This is a genomic window from Arthrobacter sp. Soil761, from assembly GCF_001428325.1.
GTDB lineage: Bacteria > Actinomycetota > Actinomycetes > Actinomycetales > Micrococcaceae > Arthrobacter.
Genome location: NZ_LMSF01000033.1, coordinates 85,289 through 110,810, shown reverse-complemented (window position 1 = coordinate 110,810; position 25,522 = coordinate 85,289). Strand labels below are relative to the sequence as shown.

The window sequence follows — 25,522 nt, the reverse complement described above, 5'->3', positions numbered from 1 at the left end:
AAGCTTGCATACGCGTGTTGGTCAGGGCGGCGGGTCTGGTTCCGTCAGCTGACCCTTAGTCACTGGTCGACGTATTTACAAGTGAACCCAGTGTTGTTGGTGAACCCGGCGAACTCATGAAGGCTTGTTTTGCCCGATTCGGTTGGTTCAACGGATTCACAAGTGAAAAAAGAGAAAACACACAAGCAATCGTTAAAGGTGAACCCGGCGAACCAAGCGTAGTTGGTGAACCCGGTGAACCCGGCGAACTCATGAAGACTTGTTTTGCCCGGTTCGCTTGTTTCAACGGATTCACAAGTGAAAAAAGAAAAGACACGTAAGCAAGCTTCCCAAGGGAAGCCGGTGTTGTTGGCTACGCTGGAATCACTTTGGAAGGGGAAACTTGATGAAACTCGATCTGGACCGCGGTGCCCTTAGCCGCGTAATCGCGGTAATCAACGGCAAGGGCGGGGTCTTCAAGACGAGCCTGGTGGCCAATGTAGGGGGACTACTGGCTGAGGGCGGATCGCGTGTGCTCCTCGTGGATCTTGACCCTCAGGGCAATCTTGCTGAGGACCTCGGGTATGCGGACCAAGGCGACGGTGGTAGAAGCCTGGCGGCCTCGCTGTGCTTTGGGGGAGAGCCCGATCTGCTACTGGGTGTTCGACCCAACTTGGACGTCATCGCCGGAGGCCCTCACCTCGACGACGCTGCCGCATTCCTTGGAGCTAAGGCCCAGAAGGACCGTGATGCTGCACAGCTAGCCTTGGCTAAACTGCTTGCCAGTGTCGCGGGGGAGTACGACTTGGTCTTGCTCGACTGCCCGCCAGGGAACGAGCCGCTACAGGCGGCAGCGGTGGCCGCTGCACGGTATGCGGTGGTGCCGTTGAAGACTGATATGTCTAGCCGAAAGGGTGTTGCTGCAGTCGCGGCACGCATGGACAGCGTTGTCGGACTCAACCCATCTTTGGACCTACTGGGTGTCGTTTTAGTCGGGACCGGCACCAATTCCAAGCAGGTCCACAAAGTCACTCGCGATCACCTCACAGCGGATTTTGGTACAGACGAAGTGCTGTTTCCGATGTCCATTCGTCACGCAGAGGCAACTGCCCAGGCGTGCCGTGAGCGTGGATTGCTGGCTCACGAGCTAGAACGTGAACTTAGCAAGGGTCCCAAGTGGTGGGAGGTCCTGCGCGGGGAAGCGAAAGCCGGGAACGCGGGGCCAAAGTCTGCTTCCAGCGTGGCCGAGGACCTCCATGCAGTCGCCATGGAAGTAACACGACGCATCGCCGTCGCAGAGTCTCAGGAGATCAACGCATGAGCGCAGAGCCCACATCGAGCCGACCCGCGCTAGGCCTGCCCCCGCGGCGCACCGCGGCACCCGTAGCAGAGGCCCCCCTCGCAAGGATGCTCCCCGGGCACCGGCCTGAGACGCCGAAGAAGGCAGACCCTAAGGACACCGAAACGGCGAATATGACGGTAAGCATCCCCGCTGCGCTTCGCAATCGGGCGCGCGCTGCGTACAGGGCGACCAGCTACGCCGAAGGGGATAACACGTGGAGTCACTTCGTGGCGAAAGCGATCGAAGCAGAGACGGCACGTCGCGAAGCCGAGCACAATGGGGGAGCGATGTACCCGTCGTGGGGCGAAAACCTTCCAGGGGGCCGCCGGCTCAAGGACAGCTGAAGCAGCGCAGCCGGTTCAGCCATCACCGGTGCTGACCCACGGCTGAGCGCGAGTGCCGTCCGCTCTCCCTAAAAGCCGTAGAGGTACCGGCGTGCATTGAACGCGTCCCGACCGCCTTCCAGCAGTTCCTCCACCATCATTCGTACGGGCACATCGGTAACCCACGTCACGTGTGCCCAGTACTGCTCGCGACGTCAAAAACGACCATTTCTGACTAGTCTTTTCGGCGCGCCGGAAGCGGTCCCGAAAAATGACATTTGGACGCTTATTTTTGATCAGAACCCGTTGCCGGTATCAAAGCCGGTCGGAACGCGGGAAAGAGGGTTTTTGACGTGTTTTCGACACGGGCACCCTGATTATTGAAAGGCGGCCGTATGAGCCGGAACGTGATTGGCTATGCCCGAGTCAGCACCCGGGGGCAATCCCTGGATGCACAGGTCGATGCGCTCGTGGGCGCCGGCGCCATCAAGGTCTTCATGGAGCACGCCTCGGGCGCTACGCAGGCACGAGCGCGGTGGCAGGACTGTCTGGAGCACTTGCAACCGGGCAACATCTTGGTGGTTACGGATCTGACCAGGCTGGGGCGCAGCACCGCGGACCTGTCCGATATTGTCACGGTACTCGGGCGCCGGGGGATAGGCTTCCGATCACTGGCGGAACCCTGGCTGGACACGACCAGCGCGCACGGGAAGCTGATCTTCGACATGTTCGCCTCCTTGGCCGAGTACGAACGTTCGCGTTTGTCCGAACGCACTAAGGCAGGATTAGCGGCCGCGAAGGCCAGGGGCCGGCTTGGCGGCCGTCCGCCGGCGATGACCGCTGCGAAACTTGAGGCAGCCAGAGACCTGCGCCGCCAGGGTAAGAAACTGCAGGAGATCGCGGAGACCCTGAGCGTGAGCATGTCCACTGTGACCAGGACCCTTGGCCCGAGAACAACCAAGCCAGGACCGGAGTCCGAGGCCATCGTTCGCAGCGTCGCTTACGCCAGTTCCGTACGCGTTGGCGAAACCCCGGTTCAGGGGTATTAGGAACCAGCCGGCCGGTTCCTGACGGCCGTGTAAGTCAGAGTGACCAGCCGGGCATGGCAGAGCGGTCGAAAGACTCTATCGCAGGGGTAAACACTGCTCACAGCGTATCTCCGGGGGAAGAACCTGAACCAATACAGGTAGCCTCGGTGCCATGAACGATGCGACGACCCCTGAAGTTTCAGTGTCCTGGCCGCTGGGCCCGCTCTACTACGAACTCCCCGGCGCGGATGGGAGCGATGCCAGATCCTGGGTGAACTACAAGCTCACCGCTGCACACTGGTACATCGGCACACTTCAGCAGCTCATCGAAGAGGCCGGGTTCGAACGCTACGTCGGCGTGGAGATGGCACTGGACGGCGCCTTGTCCTCACTGAACGGGGCCTTCGACGCCGCAGCGGGGGGACTCATCAGAGCCGCCGAAATGTACCTCCTCAAGGAAGAAAAAGATCCGGTGTTTACCCGGCCCCACGAATTCAAGGACCGGGTCTTCGTAAACCGCATGGCCGAGTTGGACAGGCAGAAACTGGACATTGACGTAGCTGGCGTTGCCGCGAATGTGGCCTCTGCGTTGGAGATCGGGCCAGACCGGGACAACCCCACAGGGTGGTTGCAACAATTCCGTCGACTCCGGAATACGCCCATGCACCAAAACACGGCGCCTCGCCACATCGACGTCGTTGTTGGCACTGACGCGGTCACGAGCCTGTCCGTGGCCGGCAATGCCCAGGGACCCGTCGAGTACCTGACAGAAACGGAGCAGAAGATCCTTGCGCTGACGGGGCCGATCCTAGGCATCATCGACCACATCATTCCCCATGGAATCCCGTCTCTTCGACCGCTCCGAAAACCTGAGGCTACCTAGCGAAACTCAGCCCAACCCGCTGTATGCCGCGTTTGTTGCGAACTTGGAGAGTGTGGCATCAACGAAACTGTGCGGTCCTTACTCGTTGAGTCTCAGTAGTCCATGTTTACGGCACGGTCATCAAGGTACGCGTTGTAGTCGACGTATTTTGAGAATCGTTCAGGGCTTTCCATGGCGTCCACGAGTTCAGCCCGGAAAGCATGATCGAATCGGACCTGCAAACCAGAGGTGATCCACTCCATGGCGTAACGCATACGCGTGTCACTGAGCCACGCGTCGAACTCATCGAACAGCTCGAAAACGTGGTTGATGTCTTCATCTGTCGCGTGCGTGAAAAAGATGCCGACGCGCTCAGTTGCGGAGCTCAGCCCCACGGGGATGGCCCCAATCCCTTCATAGTGAAGGTAGACCGAAGAGCCGTGACCCTTCTCAAACCCCCCGTGAGAATAGGTGTTGCGCCAGCGTTCGACTACCTCGACCAGCCTGTCGTAGTAGCGTTTGTCATCCTTCCGCGTCAGGTCAAAAATTTGCCCGTACTTATCTCCCCACCGGCAACCTATGAACTTTTCGAGAGAGTGCTTGGAAGGGTCGAAGCCTTGGAAAGGCAACGCCAGAACCATGTGGTGTTCAAGAAGACTGAGGTAGGCGTTAACTGAGGCAACCAAGTCATGGAACGAATTCAGCTGCATCAGCAGCTTTCCTGATTGAAAGGTTGTTCCACGAGCAATCCCATCCCCGGCACCGAAATGCTTCACCTCGTCTTCGATGACGGACGGATTTGATGCACGCTCACGAAAATACTCGTAGGTCCGACGCAGACTCGTGTGCTGGTTGATTACACTAGCTTCGCCGTTACGGAAGAGCCCGGAGGCAGCCGGGGCCAGGACTAAGCTCTCAACAGCCCGCATGCTGGAGCCGAGCTTCTTCACGATTTTGTTTGCCACCTGATTAGCCCGCGTTTCGTCGTTATCGACGATTTCGACGTACAACCGTAAGCCAAACTTCTCTAACTCAAGTTCGCATTGGCGGCCCTGAAACAGGAAGTTCACCCACCACGCCACCTTCTCACCAGGGCCGGCCGAAGGCAGGCCGACTAGTTTTAGTGCGTACCGCGCCAACCCGGGAAGTGCTATCTCCTCACGGGAAACTGGCCGCCGGTATCGCCGGTATCGTCTGGTCGTGTCCTTATCATTTTTAGGGTCTAGAAACTCGCGCAACGACGTCGCACTTAGCCGCTTAGCGGCATCCTCTGATCCGGCTAGTCGCGCTGATGTCATGCAGGCAGTTTATTGGTGCCGATGTCGGGAAAGGCATGAAAGGCATCCGTCGCCGTCGTTAAATGCCGGAGGAAGCAACCTAGAGATCAGTGCCCGCAAGCCGGTCCCTCCCTGTGCCGCGGAAGTTCGGCGGCAGGGTCCATATAGTTGCTGATCGCGGCCGGGTACGGGAGACCCGCACCCGGCCGGAGCACGGAGACTGGGGGATTCCCGCGACGGTCATTCTCATGGCTGGTCAGATTTGCTGAATGATCGCGAGATGGCCTGGATGGGGTAAGCCGTCAGCCGGATAATCCCGGCAACAACTAGAAGAATCCCCACCGTGGTCAGCTGCCCTATGAACATCAGCAGCGCCACGACCAACGTTCCGCCGTAGGTCAAGGAAAAACTCAACGTGTCCGCATCAAGGGGCGCCGCTGGGTGCAGCGTCACTGCTTTTCTGCCCAACGTTCGTGGGCGGACTGGCGGCTGATGCCGACGGCGCGGCCGATGTCGGCCCAGGATGCACCGGCCGCCTTGGCCGCTGCGACCGTCTTGTCCAGCCGGTGGCCGGCCTGGCTGTATTCACGCGCTGCCGCTTCCACACCGAGGATGGCTTCCGAGGGAGCGATATGGGCATTCCACTCGTCCTGGATGGCGTCTTCGACTTCGCTTGAGGCATTGGCGAATTCGCCCGGGGCAACGTAGTCCCTGCGGCGGCTGAAGTCGGCGGCCGCCGGGGTCGTGACCCGTTCCCACATTTCGCCTTGCCAGCCGCATACACAGGCTCCCCGCCAGCCGATGATCTCCTTGTCCGGGATTAGCTCGTAATCGGGCATCGTGACATCCGGGACGTAGCGCCCCGTGAGACCTTTGACGAGCATTCCTTCGGCAGTCGAAGATGCGGACAAGCGTCCGTCGGGCGCCACGGGCGCCGCCCAGCCCTCGTGCTCGTTGTCGTTTGATACCCAGCCCATAACCACACCTTTCGTCAGGAAACCCTGACAGTAAGTGTTTCAGTGACCTCTGACAAAAGCCAGAGCCTTCAGGCTTGGCTGCCAGATCACTGAGACGTCTCGTATCCCAAGGGTTAGGAGACAACCGCCGTGGCGGCGTCGGCTGCATAGAGAGATGTACCGGCCCTTAAAAGGCCGCGTCCCACCTCTCCTAAGCGAAAGCGCGCCTGATATGAGCATGAGTAAAGACCTCGCCGAAACACTGACCGCCCTTGCCACCCTCGTAATCCTTCCTGAACTAACCACCTCCCAGCTTGGCTGGCTCGAGGTGCTGGTCCTGCTGTTCGACAGGCGGGACCGACGCAACGGTGAGGACGAGTGAAGCATTTAGAGGCACTCAGGCCGCGCAGCCTGGGGGACCGCACTGGAAGTGGGCTTAGCCCTTGGTGATGGGACTCTGTGGGCGGGACCCCGGCAGTAACGTTGCTACGGCACCGCCGCGGCGCCTGCCATCCTTGGGATATGACACGAACGTGGTTGTCGGTGACGGTGGAACTGCTCGGCGGTCGGGGCCAGGAGCTGTGGCCGTGGCCTGGGCGTATCTTCGCGGTCGGACCGGCGCATACCTTCCTGGATCTCGCCGACGCCATCAACGATGCCTTCGCCCGGTGGGACCGCTCGCACCTGTCACTGTTTACCCTGGCCGACGGCCGGGTCATCACTGATGAAGAGACGGGAGCAGAGATGGCCGGAGCAACCAGTGGGCCGATCATTGCACCGATTGACATTGCTGCTGCCAAGGTCGTCCGGACACTGGAGCCGGGGGCTGAGTTTCAGTTCACGTTCGATCTCGGTGACGCCTGGATGCACCGGTGCGTGGTCGGGGAGGTGAAGGTCGACCCGCTGGAGGTATTGGGTGTCCGTCCCGATGTCCCCCTGCCGTACTGGGGCTGGGGCAGCATCCCGGACCAGTACGGGCGCCGGTGGGCTGCCGACGACGGGGAGAGCCGGGCACCGGGGAAACCGGGCCGGCCGCACCCGATGCTGCTGCACGCCTGGCCCGCACAGGTGCAGGTGCCGGCGCTCGACCTGTCCGAGCTGCGTGAAGCCATCGCGGCGGCAGATGCGGCCCGCTTCCTCGCGGCAGTCACGGGGCGGGAGATTGACGACGCTCTGCAACAGGTCGGCGCCGGGATACCGATGGCGCTGAAGCAGAGACGCCAGGACGCCGAGCCGGTGGCACTGTCAGTCATCAACCGGCTGACAGGGCGCGGCCGGCCTGGTGACCAGGTGCTGGCCGAGGACCTGCTGGCCGGTCTGCGCCGCGAGCCGCTGACAGGCCGGCTGGTGCCGGTAGACCTCGACATGCTCAGCATCGTGCTGGAAGGGGACCCCGACCTTTCAACCGGAGGCTATCTCGACCTGCGCACCGGGCAGGTGTACGACGAGGCCGCCACTGACCCGATGATGGTCGGGGAGGACGCTGCCATCACGGTCGAGGAGGAGCCGGACCGTTGGCTTCGCCTCGACCGCGCCGGGTCGCGGGACGGCTGGCGGGACATGGAGGCCTTCGCCGAGCGGCAGCACGATAAGGCCCTCCGTGAGCGGCTGGAGCGGGCGATCGAGGGCAAAGGCGCCTTCTACCGGTTCCGAGACCTCCTCCACGGCGAGAACTTCAGCGAACAGTGGCACGCCTTCTCCACCGACCGCCAGATGGGCCGCGCCCGCGAGTTCCTCGCTGACAATGGCATCCGCGTCGGCTGACGAGCCGAGACCGTGCGGTACGGCTAAGTTACGTGGCGGCCTGCGATTCGCGGCTTAGCGGGGGAGCGTTCCACTAGAGACGCCCCGTTCCAAGGTTCTATGGGATGCTGTCGGCGTGCAGTCATCACGCCACTAGGCCCAGTGACATGTCTGAGCAGTCGTAGCTCCTGCGCAACGTACGCTTAGGGCATGGCGGACGGTAGCGGCATCGAGTGGACAGAAGCGACGTGGAACCCCACTACAGGATGCGACCGGATCAGCCCAGGCTGCGACAACTGCTACGCCCTCACGTTGGCGAAGCGGCTGAAGGCGATGGGCAACCCGAAGTACCAGGAAGACGGCGATCCGCGCACCAGCGGACCCGGTTTTGCTATCACGGAGCATCCCTCAGCCTTGGACATTCCCCGTCGCTGGTCGGCTCCCCGACTCATCTTTGTCAACAGCATGTCTGACTTGTTCCACGCCCGCGTGTCCTCGTCATTTATTCAGGAGGTCTTCCGCGTGATGGAGGAGACGCCTCGGCACACATACCAGTTGCTTACAAAGAGACCGCGCCGGGCAATGCGCATGGCGGCCGAGCTTCCATGGCCGAGTAATGTTTGGCTGGGCGTCAGCGTCGAGACGTCGGACCAGTTGTGGCGTCTCGATGATCTACGCCGCGTGCCTGCCGCAACCCGTTTCGTCTCGGCCGAACCGCTAATCGATTCGCTCGCAGGGCTTGATCTGACCGGCATGCACTGGTTGATCGCTGGCGGCGAGAGCGGACCAAAGCACCGTCCGCTCGACCCGATCTGGGTGCGCGAGCTTCGCGACGAATGCCGCGATCAGGGGGTCGCGTTCTTCTTCAAGCAGTGGGGTGGGCGTACGCCGAAGACCAACGGCCGCGAGCTCGATGGACGTTTGTGGGATGAAATGCCGACACCTACGCGGGCATGAGAATCAGCCTGTAGAGGTCCGAGACCCCTTTTGGGTTGGTAGTCGTCTTGTTCGCCGCCAGAACCTTGTTGATCGCGGCACGGAAATGCATCGTGCGAACAACACCGGCGAGGTCGTCGCCGAGGATCTCGTCGTCCCGGTCAATGATCCGGAATGCGTGCCCCTTCGCCAGTTCGGACGTCAGCCGCCCGGCGAGCGTATCGACCCATTCGTTCTTAAGTTTATTCTCCTCGAGCTTCCAAACAGCCTCCCAATCTGCAGCGTCGCCAAACAGTGTATCCTCAGCTACCTGCTCGGCATTGTGCTTCCGCCAACGCTCTAGGCCTATGGACGTCGCCTCGCCGAAAGTCACCAACCCGTCCACATGCCTGGAAGCGAACACCAGATAGTAAATTGGCTTGAGGTTGGCACGCGGCTTGACGTCGATAATCCAGGTGCCCGCTCCACCTGCCCTCTGACGCAGCCGCTCGGCGTATCCCTCGACGACGGCCAGCTCCGCGGCCATCTTCTGATCTTCGGAGCCCTCCTTTGTCGGACACTTCTCGCGCCAAACATCGCGCCACCATTCCCCACCGAAGGCCTCGTCAAGTCTTTTCAGTGAGTTCGCGACAGCCTTGTCGCTGTAGAGCATCCCAGCGAAGCGCCGCAGGCCGGCGGTCAGGTTTATCAGAACCTCCGTCGCCGGGGTACCGTATCCGCTGGGGCGGTCAAAGATAAGGGCAACCTCGTTCAGTGGGATGGGCAGACCGCAGGGGTCGAGGTAGACGAACAGAGGGATGTCCTTCACCTCGTCAAGGAGTTTCGGCAGGTGCGCGGAAATGTTCTCATCAGTGATCGTGTAGGTGACTCCCTCACCCTCGGCGGCCGCCACGTCGCGAAGCCGAGCTACTGTCTCGGGGTCGTTCTCGACGAAGTGACACTCCACCTTGCGGGGCAGGGTTGCCAGCTCTTTGGCCTTCCGCAGCAGCATCGCACCAGAGCCCTCCGTGCCATCCTCATACCGCCCCGGCCCCGCGTACCCATCAACGAAGGCCACTCGGTTGCCTTTGGATGTGCTGCCGGTTTTACTCGCGAATGGCGTCACATAGCTGTTGATAACCGCATGTTTTAGCACAGCTGCAGACTGTTTGCTCTTATGAAAATTGCTGGTGTCGCTGGACACTCTTGCCCCCCGGTAATCAGACATCTGAGGTGGTCAGATTATGTGAAGTTGTGCCTCCCGGTGAACATCGCCGCGCGGTCGCGGAGAGGGCATTGTCCCGAACGAAGGACCTCGTTATTGCTTGCTCGGTACCGGCGCGTAAGACCTAGCTCGTTTTGAGTAGTGCGGGCGGTTCTACTCGGTAGGAGAACAGGACCATGCGCGCGGGATGATGTGGGGCTAGGCATCCCGGTAGTGGAGGCGCCGGAGTGGGGAAGACGGTTCATCCGGCTTTGGAAAAGTCGTCCCGAATTTCGCCCAGCGGCCGCTGCAGACGTGAAGTCCCTCTACGACATCGCGGTTCCCGTAACGGTATAAGAGCCAAACGTGAATGTCGGCCAGTGGCGGATTCAATTTCGGCGGCATGAGGTCGCGTGAATTCGACGGGGGCACATAGTGGCTGAAAGCTGCTGTCAGATTCCCTGGCGGACCGAACGGGTACATCACCAGGTGCTTGTTTGGGTACCCGTTCAACTTCTTGGCCAGAGCCTCCACTCCGCCGTGCTGCTTCCTGTCGACGATGTGCAGCGATTGCCGAATCAACGTCCATGGATCACCGGGTGAGGGTTCGTGTACGAGAGACCACTCGATCTGATGAGGCTTTACGTTCGAATGCTGACAGGGCTGAACGCACCACACTGTGACGCCGTCGTCGTAATCCCGAAGGAATAGGATCGGATCGGGCTCGACGCCCGGGAGCAACTGCTGTTCGTCGCCCGATGACCAGTGATACCTGCATTCGGGATTCGCCGTCCACCGCAGGACATCTGCCTTGATTTTGTGGCGGGCGGCTTGGGTGGCGCCTCCCACGATCTTGTACGGCAGGATCACCCGTACGCAGTGGGGCAGTGTCGCATCCGGCATCGGTTTCAGGTTTTGTTCTGCCTCACGGACGGTGGGCGGGGTGGTCGTAATCACTTCCGCCACGTGGTTCCCGTCCAAAGATAAAAGGTCGGGCATTCTCGGTTTTGATCCGTCGTCGTGGTGTTGGAATTCCACTCCGAGCTCGCCTTCGAGCAAGATTCTCGCGTACTCTTCTTCCGGCCTAAACACCATCCTCCGCCCTCCCACGTGAACTTCCGACGACCTCTCAACCAGGCTTCACCCGGCGAGCGGGGCATTACTCGCCATGCTACCGGGGCGAGCATTGAGGTGCCGCTGAGGGATGCGGTTGCGCATCACCACTAATGGAGTCTGAGGTGTCAGAGGCCCTAGCTAGTCCTTGTCGGCCGCGGCCTCGCGTGTAGCCTGCCGATCGCGACGCACCAGAACGGCGTACCGTATTCCGATTTGTGCGACGAGCACAGCAGCTGTGATCCCGTAGATTGCGAGCTGGGCTTGCAGCGATTTCTGGCCCAGAACCCGCATGCCACCAATGATGCCGCCGCCGCCTGCGGCCTTCGCACCACCGGCAACCGCAGCCATCGTCGCGCGCTTTGCCGTGACACCTCTGAGCAAAGGGATTGGTGTACCGGTGCTGGCGTTCTTCATGGCTGCTCTGTTGAGTATCGACTGTCGGACCGCAGGTCCAGCCTTGGCACCAGCTATGCTGCCTGGGACCGCGACGTCGATGCCGGCATCGGTGAGGACGTCGTGGATTGCGATAAGGAGTCGAGGGTCCATCGTTCACCTTTGCGTGCGCACAGAACGCAGCCCGGACTGTGCTGCTCCTCCATCCTAGCGATGGCGAGGGTTCCGGCACGACGGCCGGGAATGGCAGAGGCGAACGTCCGGAGCTATGGGGTCTCCACTGTCAAGAAGGTGGCCAGCTCAACGTCAGTTGGTTCTCTAAGTTCGACCGGAATTATCGCCGGGATTGGGGTCAGATAGTCATTGATGGATGTCTGGCCGTCAAGTTGAGTGGGTAGCTGGTGCTCGGCATCTGCGTGCATAACGGGCCTTCCGGGTTCGTTGTTCAGAAATACCGTAGCCCGGCGGCAGACAGTTGTGCTGCAAGCTGAGCAGATGCCGTCCGCCGATGCTGTTGCGCAGCAGACTCGGCGAATCACAGATGCTTTCCTGTGGCAGGAGTCCCGGTTTCACGGAACTGGAACACTCTCGAAATTACTCCCTGGAGCGTCGCCGAACTAAGTAGCAGGGCTGGCGAAGTGCAAGAAAGCTGGTGCCCTATTTAGGTGGGAGGGTGTAGCCGAGAGCATGCACGTCGTCGTTTCCGATGGTGCGAAACAGTTCCACGAACGTCTCGGTGGCGATGAAGAACAAAGCCTTCTTACTTTCGTATTCGGAGTTGACGAACATGCCTGCCAGACCGTCGTTATCCGGCGTCGGGTGGAACGCGAAGACGAAGCTGTGAATTAGGGAGTTGCAGAAATGGCGGAGAGGGATGCGCTGTGTGCTGTACGTCTCCATGTCGTAGAGCTCCCACCAATGAAGAGCCGTCCACCAGGTCACGCGCGTCGTGGTGTCCAGCGAGTGACTAAGCACAGGCACGTGGAGAGTTCTAGCGTGATCAGAGACCCTGCCAGGAGTTTCCAGCAGTTTCCGAATCGCGTAGGCGCCAACCATGACATCTCGCTCAACAATGAAAGCCGTCTGATCAGTCCAACGCTTTTGGGTTGTCTTCTTCTCTAATCTCGCGGCGGATCTAAGGAGTTCTTGTTTCCACTGGAGAGCACTAGTGAGCATCAGGTTCCTTTTTCACGTGGCTCCAACGCGTTCGATACAGTGCTGGCATGCACCCAAGCGAGATGGACCCAGCGGTCGAAGCCATGAGCGCTCTTGCCGGTCCCGGCCATAAGATTTCTGACGCCACGGATCACATACCCAATGCACCCGGCCTGTATGCGGTCCATGCGGAACCTCACACTTGGCGGACGCTTGGGCTGGAGGGCCATGACCCCAAGAGACCACTGTATGTGGGGAAGTCTGAAGACGATCTCGTAACGAGGGATTTGAAAACCCACTTTGCCATTGAGCGGGGAGACAGATCCACGACCGGTTCGTCCACAGTCCGTCGATCGTTTGCAGCCCTCCTCCGGGAGCCACTCGAACTCCGTGGAGTACCTCGCAATAAATCGAAGCCCGGCCACTTTTCCAACTACGCCCTTGAGAAGGACGCAGACGAACGGCTGACCGACTGGATGCACAAGCATCTGACAATCGCTGTGTGGCGGAAGCCGGCAGGGGTGGACCTCATACTCACGGAAGTCGAGAAGCGAATTCTCCGTCAGTGGGGACCTCCGCTCAATCTCACCCATGTGCCGGCCCCTTTGCAGCAGCTGCGCTCCGCGCGCGCGGTCATGGCGGCAGAGGCACGGTCATGGACATAGTTCTGTGACCGTACGCTGCTGACGGCGGCGCCAGCCACCCTCTTTCAAGAAGTCACCTTCTGCGTTTGCCGAGTTCCCAGCCGATGATGTCCAATGCCCGCAACGGCGTGATTTGTGGTCCGGGCGCGATCGCTGCGATCTCTTTCCACTGGTCCAGCTGACTGTGAAGGTCCTTTTGCACTGCCCTAAGCCAGGCGGACCGGTACCCTGCATAGCTTCGTCCGGGTTGTTCCGGTACAGGGGCGTCTGGTCGCAGCGTGTAACACCAATAGATGTGTGCATCGAAAAGCGGGATGAGCTTGGGCCGTTTGCGATGCAGGACCTTGGATAGGGTAACCAGCTTCACGTATTTTGTCGGCCGCTCTTCCAAAACGCCAAACAGTTCAACGAGATGGTCGATGGTTTTCGAACCTGCGGTGGCAAGCTCGGTCTGTAGGGGAAGGGCGTCCAGTCGCTCATTGAGGGGCCCCATCAGCGCTTCGAGCCCGTAGTACGCCGGTATCGGGTTCTGACTGACGTTGAGCAGGGCCGGCGCGAGCAGATCCTGCGGCCCGATAAAGGTCGTGGGTGATCCAGGGTAGCCGTCATACGCTGGATAAGCCGACAATATCCGGTCGTTCGCCAGATAGTCATACGCCCAAATTTTTGCCTCGTCGAAATCTACTGATGCCCCGCCCACGCACAATTCCGTCATGTCCACAGCCTAAGGGAGCACGGCAGGTGCAGGTGCAGGCGTCGCGTGCCGCGCCCTAATCGTTGCCCAGCCCACAGATCGGAGGGAAAGTGCCAGGGTGCAGTCCTGAACCGCGAACCGGAAATAACAGCGTACGTTGGCAACAACGTGGAGCCGATTCGGCGGCTTGATCAGTTCCTGTTGAGGCCGAATTGGCGTGTCATCAGTGCCGCCTTGTAGTGGGACTCGGCTGAGTTGACCTCTGAGGAGGGTGTGCTGGGTCCGAACACGCGCAGGAGGCTGAAAACGAAGTGCCGGGCATGGTCCGTCTTCATTCTTGTCATTTCCCCAGCTGCGCTCTGGTGGGCAAGCTCACGGAGGGCTACGTTACCGCCGTGGCCGTCCCGTGCGTACGCTGTCCACCGGCCGAGAATTCGTTCGGCACCATCGGCTTTGCCAACGTACTGTTTGCCGTTTGTGGAGTCTGTGATGAGGTAGATTCCTTGGACCTCTGACAGGGCGATACGCCAGTCAGCGTAGCGGGGATCGTCCACCATGTCGCGCAGTTGGTGGTACGTGAGTAGCACGCCGTCGAAGCCTGGGAAGTGGACCTTGTCGCGGTCGGCGATCTCCAGGACAGGCATGCGCGCGCCTGTGGCTGAGCCTGCGTTTCGGTGCCAGCTGCGGGGGTTGTCCCATTCGACCACGAGCCGGTCATTGAGGGGTGCAAGGAATTCTGTCGCGCGCAGATCGAAGCATCTGTAGTTCTTGGTGGACGCTGTTGCCACCTCGCCGTGGTTCTCGTAGGTACCCCAGAGACGGGAGCGGCGTCCACCGTCGGCAATGAGGATCACCCAGTATCGGGGAGGATTTGCGGGGAAGCGGGGTGGAATGTCTTGCTCTCGGGTGTAGGCGAGGACGCGCTCCTGGGTCAGATCCTCCGGTCCACGCAGTGCACCCGGATCACTCGGCTTAAAGGTGTGGCGGATGATGTGTATGTCCTCCAGCCCGACCGCTGGGTCATAATCCGCACCTATGCCACTAAGCACATGACCCAGGGTAAGGGACACGCGGGAAGCCGGCTCTTCAGAGACCGTTGTCTCCGCAGGCACGTAAAGGGTAGAGGATTGCAGATCAGACACTGGAACACCTTATGCCACGGGCTCATGGGTTCTAATCAGTTGGTGGGACGTCTCGTATGTCTAGGGACAGGAGACGTCAGAATGCCCTTCAGGTACATCGCCAGCGCTAAACCTGGCAAGATAACCGGGGCATGTGGCGCCTTAGGATCAATGACCTGGAGGACTACATCACGGGAGCATACCGACGCGCCGAGGAGCGCATTGCTTCTGGCGAGATTGTGGATGACGCTGAGCCCGACGCTGACTACGGTCAGTAATGCCTTCTCCTTCGTGAGTCCATCCGTCGATACTCGGTGATGACTTCGGCGTCGTTCCTCTACCCGCGGGGCAGCGCATGTCTCCGCAAGCCTTGCCAGGTCGCCAGAAGGGGATGCCGGGAGGAGGAGCCAGCCGAAGCTGTGTCTACGCCGTGAAACGCACGAAGGCTAACGCACTCGCTCCTAGCTAGTATTCTTGCGCGGTGCCCATGGACCCTATTCTTGTCGAGCTTGTTGGCCAACACTGGTGGCAAAGCCTTCTGCCCGTTATCGCCATCTTCATTTCACTTGCTTCAGTTGCCCTTACTCTCGTATTGAGGTTCCGGGATGACGCCCGAATAACCGTCACCAGCAATATTGGTGTCTTCGTCGGCGGAGCAAGTGGCCAGTCGCACGTCAGTCTCACAGCGACCAACGTCGGTCGCACTGGAAAGACCGTCCTCACTTCCCTCCATCTCAGGATCCCAAAGGGGGTCAGTCTTCACACGCCGAGACCCCTCGCTGGAGCAACGACGCTGCCCGCCACACTTGAACCCGGTGCGTCTGCACACCAGTTCATTCCTGTCTCGGAGATCCAGCGTTCTCTGAGGGAGGCTGGTATCGATCCCATGAAGCTTGTGGTGGTCGTGTCTACCGGCCATGGAGAACGTGCCTATGCGCTTAGCAAGCAAGTACGTCAAGCGCTGGCACCATGACTCAGGCTCCGCGTTTGGAAAGGTGGGGACCTGTGAGCGGACGCCTGACCGCTGGGTGGTCCCGTCCAAAGGCTGCTCGGAGAAAGTCCCACTCGGCACCAAGAACCCACCTCAGCGCCCGAGGCTTTCCGTGAGCACTCCCCATTAAAAGTCGGAGTAAGGGCCCAAGGCTTCCGTATTCTTGCTTGTTTTTAATCCCGGGGGTTGCGGTCAACGCAGTAGCGTGACTGTGGCCGCCCCGCTAGAGGACATCGCAGGACGCGGGCATGCCGAGACACGCGTGGCTCAAGCCATAAGATTGCAGTCATAATCGCGCCGGTACGAGACAAGGAGCGGGAAGACGCTAGTGGGGGACAATGCCGACAATCTTCGACAACTCTGAGACCAACACTCTTGGAGGCAGCCTCCTTAAGACCTTTCCAGAGCACAATCGAATAGATGTTGCCACCGGTTATTTCGACCTGCGCGGATGGGGAACGTTCTCTGATCTCGTTGATGCCAAGCAACTGCCAGAGCGAGATGCCGGGGACCCCGCAGCTCGGATCCTTGTAGGAATGGTCGCACCTTCAGCAGCGGAAGCTATGTTGCAGGACCTTCAGGATCAGGTTCGGGTACCAGACCCTCACGCAAATATCGCGGACTTCGAGTCAGCCCGTCATCGGCAAGCTCAGCTTGTTAACCATTTGCGGGAACAACTCATGCGGGGTCTGTCGACAAAAGAGGGCCAGTCATCATTGCGTGCGTTGAAAAGACAGCTCCGTGCGGGCTTGGTCGAAATCAAGGTATTTACCAGGCGGCCGCTGCACGGCAAAGCGTACATCCTTCACAATCCTGGGCACTACGCACTGCCCATCATGGGGTACCTGGGATCATCGAACCTCACTGCATCTGGTCTCTACAGGAACCTTGAACTCAATGTCGATGTCTTAGACCAAGACGCTGCCCAAAAGCTGGATGAGTGGTTCACCACCCACTGGGATGATCCATTCTCCCTGCCGATCACTGAACAAATCATCGAGCTAATCGAGGAATCCTGGGCGGCAGAAAAACAGCCGACACCGTTTGAGGTCTTCCTGAAGGTCTGCCATTCCATGTCCCAGGACGTTCGTGATGGCTACGGCTACGTGCTGCCGCCGTCCATGCAGAATCTGCTGCTCGAATATCAGGAGAGTGCCGTCCGAATCCTCGCCCGCCGGATAATTCGTCGCGGAGGCACGATGTTGGGGGACGTGGTTGGCCTAGGCAAAACGCTGACAGCGGTAGCCACCGCCATGCTTCTTCAAGCGGGGGAAGACTACTCCACCCTGGTTTTGTGCCCGAAAAACCTGGAGGAGATGTGGCAGAAACATCTTGATGCCTATGACATCAACGGCCGAGTAGTCCCGTACTCCATGGCAGCGAAGGTACTTCCGGAACTAAAGCGATTCCAGCTCGTAATCTGTGACGAGTCCCACAACTTGCGCACAAACACGAGAAAGGATTACGAGGCTATACAGCAGTACGTCCGTGGCAACGATTCTAAAGTACTGCTGCTGACGGCTACCCCGTACAACCTTGCGTTTGAAGACGTAGCCAACCAAATCGGCCTCTACCTGGATGAAGATGACGATCTAGGTATTGAACCGATGGCAGCATTGGCAGTAGACCCCGCCCTCGCCGAAAAGGTTGATGGAAAAATCAACACTCTGGCAGCTTTCCGTCTGTCGGAGGAGGCGGAGGACTGGAAGCGGTTGATGAGCGATCATCTAGTCCGCCGTACCCGGTCCTTCATTAAGAGAACCGCCAAGAAGAAGCAGGTCGAGCTAGCTGATGGGCAGACTGTAGAGCTCGAATACCTGCAGTTTTCGGACGGCAAGCCGTTCTTCTTTCCAACGCGAATATCGAAACCCGTCAGTCATGATTTCGATGATGACGACCCTGCGCGTCTGATGGAAGACGATGAAACTCTCGATGCCATCAAGTCGCTGTTGCTTCCCCGGTACGTCTTGGCCTCCTACGATTCACCCAAACGCCGGCACACGGACGAGGACAAGAAGATCCTTGAGGACATCAAAACCGGCAGAGGCAACGTAGCAGGCTTTGTAAGGACAGGTCTATTCAAGCGACTTTCGTCTTCCGGGCACTCCTTCATCCAGTCCCTGCAGCGGCAGCGTTCTAGGAACGAGCTGTTTCTGTACGCCATCGAAAACCGGCTCCGAGTGCCTCTTGGCAACTTCAGCGATAAGCAATTTGGAGTTAGTGACGAGGACATCGAGGACGCCGACGGCACCCATGGCTCACCGTCCTCACGATATGAACACCTCCAAAAACACTTGTCGGAATCCACAAAGTGGCTCAACTCGAGCATCTTCACCGATGCTTTGGCAGCCGACCTCAAGCGCGACAACGACACACTGACCTGGCTTCTGGAGAGATATGGTGCCTGGGACTCGTCCAAGGACTCCAAAATCAATGCGTTGGTCGACCTCCTCACCAAGGAGCATCCCGGCGAGAAAGTCCTTGTTTTTACTGAGTACAAGGACACTGCTGAATATGTTGCGCGCGCTTTACAAGAAGCAGGCATTCAGAACGTTGGCCTAGCCACAGGAGACAAGGCCAGTCGACCCGCCGACGCCGCTCGTAGATTTTCCCCGGCATCCAACACGCTTCCGGGCGCCGAGCCAAGTGACCAAGAAGTTGAGGATCCTATAAATGTTTTGATCGCGACGGATGTGTTGTCGGAGGGCCAGAACCTTCAGGATGCGCACATTGTGGTGAACTACGACCTACCCTGGGCGATCATCCGGCTCATCCAGCGCGCCGGTCGTGTCGACCGAATTGGTCAGAAATCTCTGAGCGTCTACGTCTACTTGATCTCACACGAAAGAGTTGAAGAACAGATCAGCCTCCGTCAGCGCATCAAGCAACGTCTTGAGTCATCGGCACAGGCCTTTGGCTCCGATGAGCAGTTCTTTGGAAGCGATAGCGAAATACGAATCCTCGACAACTTCTACGATGGAACGCTTGAAGACGATGGAGTTGGCGATGAGGAGGCTGACGCGGTCAGTGAAGCGTGGCTGGTCTGGAGCAACGCTCTTGAGAAGCATTCCGACATTGCGCATCGAGTATTGGCAATGCCGGACATGGTGCAGTCAACCCGTAACCAATACATTCACGAGTCCAACAGCTGCGTCGTTTGCTATGTCAACACAACGTCAGGTGTGGATGCATTCGCCGTCTCCAAGGGCGGCGAGGACGGCATGAGGGAGCGCGAAAGACTGATCACGCCTTACGAGGCTTTCAAGCTCTTCTATGCTGAACCGGAAACCCCCACCGCAGAGCTCCGAGATGATCACTTCGAGCGGCTGCAGCACTTGGTTCATGGTCCGCTCTCCAGCGAAGGTGTGGCCACAGGCAACCTAAAAGGCGTCCGGAAACGGATCTGGGAACGATTTACCGGCACACTCTTCATGCGAGGTGGAGAGGACGCCCTGAACGCATTGCATGAGCGACCGCTGCAGAAAGCAGCCGAAATGAAACTCCGCGGCGCTCTGAGGAATCGCGTCTCCGATGATGATCTCGTCGCCATCCTTAACCAGCTTCATGAAGACGAAAAACTTGTAATCAAATCCGTGGACAAAGACCCGTTGCGGGTTGTCTGCTCGCTAGGAGTCCGGGACTAATGCCGAACACGCTGACTGACCTCGTTGACAAGCATGACTATCAAACGCTCTTCCTGGAACACCTGAGATGGTCCAGACCGGACCAGCCAACCCTCAAGGTCCAACTAGACGGTGCTGACAGTTACAGCGTCTCTAACGTGTCCAGCTATAAGGGGCTCCGAGTGTGGGTATGCCCCGAGTTTCCCAGTTCATCGGACCAAGCGGCCATTGACCGTGCCATCGCCAAGAAGTCCACGGACCGCCTGGTCATTTTTCACAATGACACAAAACAGGTCTGGCGCTGGCCAGTCCGAACCGTCAAAGCCGGCAGCATCAACACGAGACTTACGTCGCACCTGCATACGGCTGGCAAGGAGAACCCGAAGCTCCTGAAACGGCTTGAGGCCATCACTCTGGGAGTGACCGAAAGCCTAAGCGCCACCGATGTGATTGAACGCGTAAAAAGAGCCTTCGATGTCGAGACGGAGAAGGAAACCAAGCGTGCATCCAAGCTCATGGCTTCGATGTTCGATGCACTGAAAGTGGCGGGGGCCCCCGAGCACAAAATCTCGGTAACCTTGGCCAGGATTCTCTTCCTCATGTTCGGAGACGACACGGACATGTGGGACAAGGACTTGTTCCAGAATTTCATCATCAACCACACGCGCCCAGACGGCAGCGACCTAGCCGACCGCCTCAACGATCTGTTCGAATATTTGGATACAACTCCCGCGGACAGGGGAACTACGCCGGCGCACTTCAATGGATTTAGATATGTGAACGGCGGCCTTTTCCGCGAGCGGATCACACTACCGCCCGTTGCACAGTCACTCCGGACAGCCATCCTGGAGGCTAGTTCATCAAACTGGGCGGACATCTCACCGGCCATCTTTGGTTCCATGTTCCAGTCTGTCCGCGACGCCAAAACGCGGCGCGAGTTCGGGGAACACTACACGTCGGAGAAGGACATCCTTCGAACCCTCGATCCTCTGTTCCTAGATGAACTTCGCGCGGAATTCGCGAAAGCCGTTGATCACCGGGAAGAGACTGCAATGCTGACCAGGCTTCGCGAGAGGCTTGGGCGCATTCGCTTCTTGGACCCAGCGTGCGGGTGCGGAAACTTCATCATCATCGCCTACCGTGAACTGCGTCTGCTGGAAATTTCGATCCTGGAGAGATTGAAGCTCAAGGAAGCGCAACGTGGCAACGTTGATGCCGGCCAGCTGGAGATGCCTGTGGGAACGGTCGACGACCGTCAAGGGCGAGGCAAGAAGTCTTTCCTCGACCCTAAGGTTGTTCTCGACAACTTTTTCGGTATTGAAATCGATGAGTGGCCCGCGAAGATAGCTGAAACGGCGATGTTCCTCATGGACCGACAGTGCGATCTCCAGATGATCACCCGGCTGGGATACGCACCCGAGAGGCTCCCAATCCAGCGTCAAGCCACCATCGTAACTGCAACTGAAGACAACCTGGGCAGGGGCAACAGCCTCCGCTTTGACTGGACGGACCTCTTCCAACCGGACGACGACACTATCGTCGCGGGTAACCCTCCATACGCCGGTCAATCACTCCGAACAGCTGAGCAAACTGCAGACCTCCAGCTGGCGTGGGGAGCGCAATATGACGGCTACCTCGATTACGTCACTGGATGGCACGCCAAAGCGCTCAGCTTCCTCGCTCCAGCCCAAGGAGCGCGGTTCGCGTACGTCACGACAAACTCAATTGCCCAGGGACAGCCTGTACCAGCCCTCTTCGAACCCATCTTCAAAGCTGGCTGGAGAGTTCGCTTCGCTCACCGAACGTTTCCTTGGGAATCGGAAGCCTCCGGCAAGGCTGCAGTCCACTGCGTCATCGTTGGATTCGATAAAGAAGGCCCTGAACCTCAGCTATGGGACTACAACGAAGGGAAAGGACCCATCCAACACAGGGAAGTCCCGTTCATAAACGCCTACCTGGTTGATGGACCCAACGTCTTAGTCAGGAAACGTTCCAAGCCGCTGACGGCATCCCTGCCTGAGGTGAATTATGGGTCCAAACCAGCGGACGGAGGGAGTCTGGTAGTGAAAAAGCCCGCTTACGCCAGCGTTATGGCCGACCCCCTTGCAGCAAAATATGTGCGGTCGTTTGTTGGCGCTGACGAGCTAATCAGCGGCGCAGATCGGTGGTGTCTGTGGCTTGTAGGAGCACCAAGAACCGAAATTGAAGCCTCGCCGGTCCTGCGGGAACGGGTAGCCAACGTCAAACGAATGCGCCAAGCCAGTACAAAAGCAGCTACTCGCGATCAGGCAGCCATCCCTCACCTGTTCACTGAGATTCGCCAACCGGAAGTTTCCTACTTGTGCATACCGCGTCACTTCTCAGCCGACCGGGACTACTGCACGGCCCAGAGGTTCGAACCGTCAGTCATCTCCAGCGACGCCAACTTCACCGCATCTGACGCTGACGGGTTCCTGTTTGCCTTGATTTCGTCATCGCTTTTTATCGATTGGCAACGCCTGGTCGGTGGCCGTATCAAGTCAGACTTCCGATTTTCGAACACAATCGTTTGGAACAACTTCCCACTTGGCATGGCAGATGCTGACTCGCGAAAGGCAATTGTTGATGCCGGGGCAGCGGTTCTCGCCGCGCGTGCCAACCATCCCGGTGTCTCGCTGGAAAATCTCTATGAGCCTGAAGCAATGCCACAGGATTTGCTGAACGCCCATTTCGCACTCGACGAGCAAGTGAATGCTTTCTTCGACATCCCGAAGGACGCCGTCCAGTTGGATCGAGAGAGACTATTGCTCGAGCGATACGTCAAATATTCGCGGCACCGTTAAGGCGTTGCCACGGACTGCTGGATCATTGGGTTTGGTTTGAGGAACGCTGTGCTAATGTTCTTCTCGCTGCTGCGGAGGAATGTAAAGCCAATGGGCCTTCATCTCCGCATCACCATCACGCGCGGGTGGCGGAATGGCAGACGCGCTAGCTTGAGGTGCTAGTCCTCGAAAGGGGGTGGGGGTTCAAGTCCCCCTTCGCGCACCGAAAGACCCCCGGAAACCCATGGGTTTCCGGGGGTCATTTCTGTTACGACCAGGTCATGGTCCGCTTTGAGGAGCATTGCCGTAGAGCATGCCTCAGTTGTCAGTGACGGTCTCCAGCAGCCATTGGTCCGACAGCGGGGCGCGGCGCAGCTCGAAGGTACGCAGCGCCGAGGTCGAGGCGCCGAGTCGGACCTGCACCCGCCAGTGCTCGATGCTGACCAGGTCACCGCTGCCCTTGGCGGCGGTGCGGCGGGTCTCCCACCAGGAATCCCTACTGAACCAGTGCAGGGGTTCGGCTGCCACGGCCCACACGCGCCCGTCGTAGCGGACGGCCAGGGGAGTGCCGGCGGCGGTAAACCGGACATCCACCGGTGCGTCGAGGGTTGTTTCACTTATTGTTGCTGTCACGGTTGGTTCGTTCTCCCAAGTTCGCTTTGTTCAAATCTTCCCGGCGGGTTACCGCCGAGCTCCACACCCAGGTCCGGTAGGTCACCGGCCCGTCTTTCCACGTCACTTCGGCCGCTTTCGCGGTCCAGGCGAACACTTCCCCGTTGACCAGTTCCGCGCAGTTCGGGAACCGGATCCACGCTTTCACCGGGATCCCGGGGAAGCCGTTCTTGGCCGGGAAGTGCTCAAAATCGAGCTCTTCCACCGTCAGCCCGATCGGACCGGCACGCCGCGCGTACTGCCTTTGCAGTTCGGAGGCTTGTTCTGGTCCTATAGCACAACCTTAGAACATATATACGAATAGCCACGCCACTAAAAAGCGCGACCATGCGGTATGGCACATGCTGCATGATCCACGCAATATTCAGTTTGGCGGGGGGGTACGACAAAGAACGGGTTGCACGCCAATGGGGACAGCTTTGAGCTGTGCGAAGGGCTACACCTGCCCCCAGTGGGCACAACCCGTCCAAGGCGACGTCCGGGGTCACCGGGCTTTGATGTGCGGGGGGAGTTCGACGTCGGCGGGATCCAGTTCGGGTCTGGCCCGTTGGTAGGTCAGTGGGTGGCGGAAGGAGGTGCCGGACCAGGCGACGTCGGCCGCGACTTCCACCACGAGCGGTTCGATCAGCGTCAGGTGCACGGGGCCTTTGTCTTTGCTGAATCTGTTCAGCGAGGTTTCGCTGATCTCTTCGGGCCAGGGATGCCCGGGCTGCGCCGGCGTGAGCTGGCGGCCCAGCTCACGCCCTGTCCGGGTTGAGAGGACCGTGGATCGGCCAACGATCCGCAGCTGCCCGTCCACCGGCAAGCCGGCGACGATGGCCTGGGGCTGGGTCAGGGAACCTATGACGGCAGCACAGACAACGTCCAGGACATTTTTGTGCTTCAACTTCAGCCAGGAACGAGTGCCGTCATAGGGCTGCGATCCTCCCTTGAAGACCAACCCTTCAATCCCTGTGGCGGGCAAGTCTTTCAGCCACGTCTTGGCCAGTTCCAGGTCCGTGGTGGCGGGGGAGAGGTTCAGCGGCGCGGCCCAGTCCCGGGCGAGTTCCTCAAGCAGCTGCCGGCGGCCGGTGAACGGGACATCCCGGACGTCCTGCCCGGCGACGGCCAGAACATCGAAGGCCGCGAACGCGGCCGGCAACTTCCTCACCAGCGCCGGCAGAGCCGCCCTGGAAGTGACCATGCGCCGCTGCAACGCGTCGAAGTCCAGCCTGTCCCCGTTCCAAATCACCGCCTCGCCATCGAGGACCACACCGGGAGGCACCTGAGCCGCGAGGGCTTCGGCCAGATCGGGCAGGACAGTGAGCTCTTTACCCTGACGAGACCAGAGCGTCACCCTGTCGGGTTCAATAAAGGCTGTCGCGCGAAATCCGTCCCACTTGGGTTCTGCGTATATCCCGCCTGGCAACGCCTTGGGTCCTGGGAACGTTTTGACGAGTTTCGCCAGGGCAACAGCAATCGGCGGTTGCAGTGCCGGCGGGATGGACTCAGCCACGGAGCTCTCCTCTGGTTGCAAGGATCGTCCTCCACTTCGCTGCGGGCCGTAAAGCCTTTCTTTGCCCTACATGTGGCTGGGTTGTTCTCCGTACAAGGCCACTGATCGTAGCCGTCCGGGGGCCCGACCCGTCAACCCACGCGGATGCGCAGGGCCAGGCGGTCGCTGCGCTCCCTTATTTCCTGTCCCAGCGCGTCCGCTCTACGGGGTTTGACGGCCCACCCTCGACCGGCTGGACCAGTGGGGCCTCGCACGGCGGGGCAGGAAGGAGGTGGCTACATGAGCATCGACGAAGCGATCAAGCTCGCGACTTCGGTCGTGAGCCTGCTGACAGCTGTCATCGCTCTACTCTCCATGCGGAACGCGCGCTTAAAGAGCAAACGCTCCCGAGCTGGAACTCGGAAGCGTAAGCGTAAAGCAAGGAAGGTGTAGCTACTGAAAATCCGGTGGTCGTGACCGCAAGGTTGCGGCCACCGGGCTCCTTCCTCAGGATATGGCCACCTCAACGATAAGGAAACCCTCATGGAACCACTGACCATCGTGAACTTCGTGCTCTCGCTGACAGCGCTTGGCGCTTCGATCATGGCGTACCGCGCCAACTCCAAGGTCGGCAACGACGAAGGAAGCTAACTGGGCCAGTGCGGGTCTGCCACCCGGCAGGCCCGTCCTTACCGCGCCGGACCGTCCTGGGGATCCTCGGCAGTGTACTTCTGGGTGCGCCTGATCGTGTCCGCCATGGAGCGCACGGACTCCGGATTGTCCTGCCAGCGGCTCCCGTCCCGTGTGCAGGCATGAAACGAGGTCACCCCTGACTCTTGGACCGCCTGACGCAGTTCGGCCCACGCCACTTCCAGGTCTGCCAGCTGCGCGGGCGTCAGCGGCTCGCGTTCTGTGGCCACCACGACGGCGGAGGACTCTCCTGCAGCTGGTGTTCGGCGCCGGGTGAAGAAGCTTCGCAGTCCCACTGTGCATCTCTCCTTCTGACAAAGAATGGCCCGCCTGGGATTGGGGGAACCCAGGCGGGACAATTCCACCGTACCAACCCAGTCCGAGGGGAAGGGCATGCTCGCAGGGCTCACCCTGGTTCCGCTGCGCTGCAACCAGTTGATGGGCGTCCGCTGGCGCGGCCGGCTGTTGGGCGCTGCCGGTCCGTCGCAGAGCTCCTGCCCGTCATCACCTGGTTGTTTA

General features: G+C 59.6%; 24 protein-coding genes and 1 tRNA gene. 12 read left to right on the top strand and 13 right to left on the bottom strand.

All coding sequences use genetic code 11. The features are described from left to right. Positions 1–385: 385 nt before the first annotated feature. From ASG79_RS22710 to ASG79_RS22695, 4 genes are all read left to right on the top strand, one after another. On the top strand, positions 386–1,300 hold the full coding sequence (locus tag ASG79_RS22710) for a ParA family protein (protein WP_082581910.1): 915 nt from the start codon (positions 386–388) through the stop codon (positions 1,298–1,300). Then, the gene (locus ASG79_RS24400; protein ID WP_056394456.1) at positions 1,297–1,665 is read left to right on the top strand and encodes a ParB family protein; all 369 of its coding nucleotides are present in this window, start codon (positions 1,297–1,299) and stop codon (positions 1,663–1,665) included. Before ASG79_RS22710 ends, ASG79_RS24400 begins: the two co-directional genes overlap by 4 nt. A gap of 374 nt (positions 1,666–2,039) precedes the next feature. Next, entirely contained in the window at positions 2,040–2,693 is a 654-nt protein-coding gene (locus ASG79_RS22700) for a recombinase family protein (protein WP_056394454.1), read from the top strand. Positions 2,694–2,844: 151 nt separating this feature from the next. Then, positions 2,845–3,555, top strand: coding sequence for a hypothetical protein (locus tag ASG79_RS22695; protein WP_156400278.1), 711 nt, complete (start codon positions 2,845–2,847; stop codon positions 3,553–3,555). A gap of 92 nt (positions 3,556–3,647) precedes the next feature. Here ASG79_RS22695 and ASG79_RS22690 read toward each other — a convergent pair whose 3' ends face one another. From ASG79_RS22690 to ASG79_RS22680, 3 genes are all read right to left on the bottom strand, one after another. After that, positions 3,648–4,604 (bottom strand): hypothetical protein, encoded by a 957-nt coding sequence (locus tag ASG79_RS22690; RefSeq protein WP_156400277.1) that lies wholly within the window; start codon positions 4,602–4,604, stop codon positions 3,648–3,650. Between the two features lie 453 nt (positions 4,605–5,057). Next, positions 5,058–5,264, bottom strand: a complete 207-nt coding sequence (locus tag ASG79_RS22685; RefSeq protein ID WP_056394444.1) for a hypothetical protein — start codon at positions 5,262–5,264, stop codon at positions 5,058–5,060. Next, positions 5,261–5,788, bottom strand: coding sequence for a hypothetical protein (locus ASG79_RS22680; protein ID WP_056394441.1), 528 nt, complete (start codon positions 5,786–5,788; stop codon positions 5,261–5,263). The genes ASG79_RS22685 and ASG79_RS22680 overlap by 4 nt, the downstream gene beginning before the upstream one ends. 211 nt (positions 5,789–5,999) lie before the next feature. On the opposite strand from ASG79_RS22680, the gene ASG79_RS23690 reads away from it, so the two are divergent. From ASG79_RS23690 to ASG79_RS22670, 3 genes are all read left to right on the top strand, one after another. Further along, positions 6,000–6,149 (top strand): hypothetical protein, encoded by a 150-nt coding sequence (locus ASG79_RS23690; RefSeq protein ID WP_156400276.1) that lies wholly within the window; start codon positions 6,000–6,002, stop codon positions 6,147–6,149. 140 nt (positions 6,150–6,289) lie between these two features. Then, on the top strand, positions 6,290–7,531 hold the full coding sequence (locus ASG79_RS22675) for a UPF0158 family protein (RefSeq protein ID WP_056394438.1): 1,242 nt from the start codon (positions 6,290–6,292) through the stop codon (positions 7,529–7,531). Positions 7,532–7,720: 189 nt separating this feature from the next. Next, positions 7,721–8,467 (top strand): DUF5131 family protein, encoded by a 747-nt coding sequence (locus ASG79_RS22670; RefSeq protein WP_056394435.1) that lies wholly within the window; start codon positions 7,721–7,723, stop codon positions 8,465–8,467. Here ASG79_RS22670 and tcmP read toward each other — a convergent pair. The 4 genes from tcmP to ASG79_RS22650 form a co-directional block, all read right to left on the bottom strand. Further along, positions 8,454–9,653, bottom strand: a complete 1,200-nt coding sequence (gene tcmP, locus ASG79_RS22665; protein ID WP_082581909.1) for a three-Cys-motif partner protein TcmP — start codon at positions 9,651–9,653, stop codon at positions 8,454–8,456. The genes ASG79_RS22670 and tcmP overlap by 14 nt on opposite strands. Positions 9,654–9,848: 195 nt before the next feature. Beyond that, positions 9,849–10,667: a hypothetical protein gene (locus ASG79_RS22660; RefSeq protein ID WP_156400275.1), complete on the bottom strand. Its 819-nt coding sequence runs from the start codon at positions 10,665–10,667 to the stop codon at positions 9,849–9,851. A gap of 216 nt (positions 10,668–10,883) precedes the next feature. Next, entirely contained in the window at positions 10,884–11,159 is a 276-nt protein-coding gene (locus ASG79_RS22655) for a hypothetical protein (protein ID WP_156400274.1), read from the bottom strand. Between the two features lie 636 nt (positions 11,160–11,795). Further along, positions 11,796–12,314 carry a hypothetical protein gene (locus tag ASG79_RS22650; RefSeq protein WP_056394422.1) on the bottom strand — a complete coding sequence of 173 codons (519 nt, stop codon included), beginning with the start codon at positions 12,312–12,314 and terminating at the stop codon, positions 11,796–11,798. A gap of 47 nt (positions 12,315–12,361) precedes the next feature. On the opposite strand from ASG79_RS22650, the gene ASG79_RS24535 reads away from it, so the two are divergent. Continuing rightward, a complete protein-coding gene (locus ASG79_RS24535; protein ID WP_414730920.1) occupies positions 12,362–12,958 on the top strand; it encodes a GIY-YIG nuclease family protein in 597 nt (198 codons plus the stop codon). Between the two features lie 52 nt (positions 12,959–13,010). Here the strand turns inward: ASG79_RS24535 and ASG79_RS22640 are convergent, their stop codons facing one another. Beyond that, positions 13,011–13,652 carry a DUF6308 family protein gene (locus tag ASG79_RS22640; RefSeq protein ID WP_156400273.1) on the bottom strand — a complete coding sequence of 214 codons (642 nt, stop codon included), beginning with the start codon at positions 13,650–13,652 and terminating at the stop codon, positions 13,011–13,013. Between the two features lie 170 nt (positions 13,653–13,822). Next, on the bottom strand, positions 13,823–14,773 hold the full coding sequence (locus ASG79_RS22635; protein ID WP_235509918.1) for a GIY-YIG nuclease family protein: 951 nt from the start codon (positions 14,771–14,773) through the stop codon (positions 13,823–13,825). A 1,308-nt stretch (positions 14,774–16,081) separates the two neighbouring features. On the opposite strand from ASG79_RS22635, the gene ASG79_RS22630 reads away from it, so the two are divergent. The 3 genes from ASG79_RS22630 (at position 16,082) to ASG79_RS22620 (ending at position 22,390) form a co-directional block, all read left to right on the top strand. Continuing rightward, entirely contained in the window at positions 16,082–19,387 is a 3,306-nt protein-coding gene (locus ASG79_RS22630; protein ID WP_056394413.1) for a helicase-related protein, read from the top strand. After that, complete coding sequence (locus ASG79_RS22625; RefSeq protein ID WP_056394410.1) at positions 19,387–22,188, top strand: class I SAM-dependent DNA methyltransferase; 2,802 nt, start codon at positions 19,387–19,389, stop codon at positions 22,186–22,188. Before ASG79_RS22630 ends, ASG79_RS22625 begins: the two co-directional genes overlap by 1 nt. Positions 22,189–22,307: 119 nt before the next feature. Beyond that, positions 22,308–22,390, top strand: a tRNA-Leu gene (locus tag ASG79_RS22620). A gap of 95 nt (positions 22,391–22,485) precedes the next feature. Here ASG79_RS22620 and ASG79_RS22615 read toward each other — a convergent pair. The 3 genes from ASG79_RS22615 to ASG79_RS22605 all read right to left on the bottom strand — a co-directional run bounded on the left by ASG79_RS22615 (position 22,486) and on the right by ASG79_RS22605 (position 24,334). Continuing rightward, entirely contained in the window at positions 22,486–22,800 is a 315-nt protein-coding gene (locus ASG79_RS22615; protein ID WP_235509917.1) for a hypothetical protein, read from the bottom strand. Beyond that, positions 22,781–23,113 (bottom strand): hypothetical protein, encoded by a 333-nt coding sequence (locus tag ASG79_RS22610; protein WP_056394406.1) that lies wholly within the window; start codon positions 23,111–23,113, stop codon positions 22,781–22,783. Before ASG79_RS22610 ends, ASG79_RS22615 begins: the two co-directional genes overlap by 20 nt. A gap of 210 nt (positions 23,114–23,323) precedes the next feature. Continuing rightward, positions 23,324–24,334, bottom strand: coding sequence for an ATP-dependent DNA ligase (locus ASG79_RS22605; RefSeq protein WP_056394405.1), 1,011 nt, complete (start codon positions 24,332–24,334; stop codon positions 23,324–23,326). A 279-nt stretch (positions 24,335–24,613) separates the two neighbouring features. Between ASG79_RS22605 and ASG79_RS23685 the strand changes: the two genes are divergently transcribed. Then, positions 24,614–24,766 carry a hypothetical protein gene (locus tag ASG79_RS23685; RefSeq protein WP_156400272.1) on the top strand — a complete coding sequence of 51 codons (153 nt, stop codon included), beginning with the start codon at positions 24,614–24,616 and terminating at the stop codon, positions 24,764–24,766. A gap of 236 nt (positions 24,767–25,002) precedes the next feature. Here the strand turns inward: ASG79_RS23685 and ASG79_RS22600 are convergent, their stop codons facing one another. Beyond that, on the bottom strand, positions 25,003–25,299 hold the full coding sequence (locus tag ASG79_RS22600) for a hypothetical protein (RefSeq protein WP_200953227.1): 297 nt from the start codon (positions 25,297–25,299) through the stop codon (positions 25,003–25,005). Positions 25,300–25,522 lie beyond the last annotated feature (223 nt).

Coding starts and splice junctions, on each gene's coding strand:
- ASG79_RS22710 (WP_082581910.1), top strand. CDS start 386: ATGAAACTCGATCTGGACCGCGGTGCCCTTAGCCGCGTAATCGCGGTA.
- ASG79_RS24400 (WP_056394456.1), top strand. CDS start 1,297: ATGAGCGCAGAGCCCACATCGAGCCGACCCGCGCTAGGCCTGCCCCCG.
- ASG79_RS22700 (WP_056394454.1), top strand. CDS start 2,040: ATGAGCCGGAACGTGATTGGCTATGCCCGAGTCAGCACCCGGGGGCAA.
- ASG79_RS22695 (WP_156400278.1), top strand. CDS start 2,845: ATGAACGATGCGACGACCCCTGAAGTTTCAGTGTCCTGGCCGCTGGGC.
- ASG79_RS22680 (WP_056394441.1), bottom strand. CDS start 5,788: ATGGGCTGGGTATCAAACGACAACGAGCACGAGGGCTGGGCGGCGCCC.
- ASG79_RS23690 (WP_156400276.1), top strand. CDS start 6,000: ATGAGCATGAGTAAAGACCTCGCCGAAACACTGACCGCCCTTGCCACC.
- ASG79_RS22675 (WP_056394438.1), top strand. CDS start 6,290: ATGACACGAACGTGGTTGTCGGTGACGGTGGAACTGCTCGGCGGTCGG.
- ASG79_RS22670 (WP_056394435.1), top strand. CDS start 7,721: ATGGCGGACGGTAGCGGCATCGAGTGGACAGAAGCGACGTGGAACCCC.
- tcmP (WP_082581909.1), bottom strand. CDS start 9,653: ATGTCTGATTACCGGGGGGCAAGAGTGTCCAGCGACACCAGCAATTTT.
- ASG79_RS22655 (WP_156400274.1), bottom strand. CDS start 11,159: ATGAAGAACGCCAGCACCGGTACACCAATCCCTTTGCTCAGAGGTGTC.
- ASG79_RS22650 (WP_056394422.1), bottom strand. CDS start 12,314: ATGCTCACTAGTGCTCTCCAGTGGAAACAAGAACTCCTTAGATCCGCC.
- ASG79_RS24535 (WP_414730920.1), top strand. CDS start 12,362: ATGCACCCAAGCGAGATGGACCCAGCGGTCGAAGCCATGAGCGCTCTT.
- ASG79_RS22640 (WP_156400273.1), bottom strand. CDS start 13,652: ATGACGGAATTGTGCGTGGGCGGGGCATCAGTAGATTTCGACGAGGCA.
- ASG79_RS22630 (WP_056394413.1), top strand. CDS start 16,082: ATGCCGACAATCTTCGACAACTCTGAGACCAACACTCTTGGAGGCAGC.
- ASG79_RS22625 (WP_056394410.1), top strand. CDS start 19,387: ATGCCGAACACGCTGACTGACCTCGTTGACAAGCATGACTATCAAACG.
- ASG79_RS23685 (WP_156400272.1), top strand. CDS start 24,614: ATGAGCATCGACGAAGCGATCAAGCTCGCGACTTCGGTCGTGAGCCTG.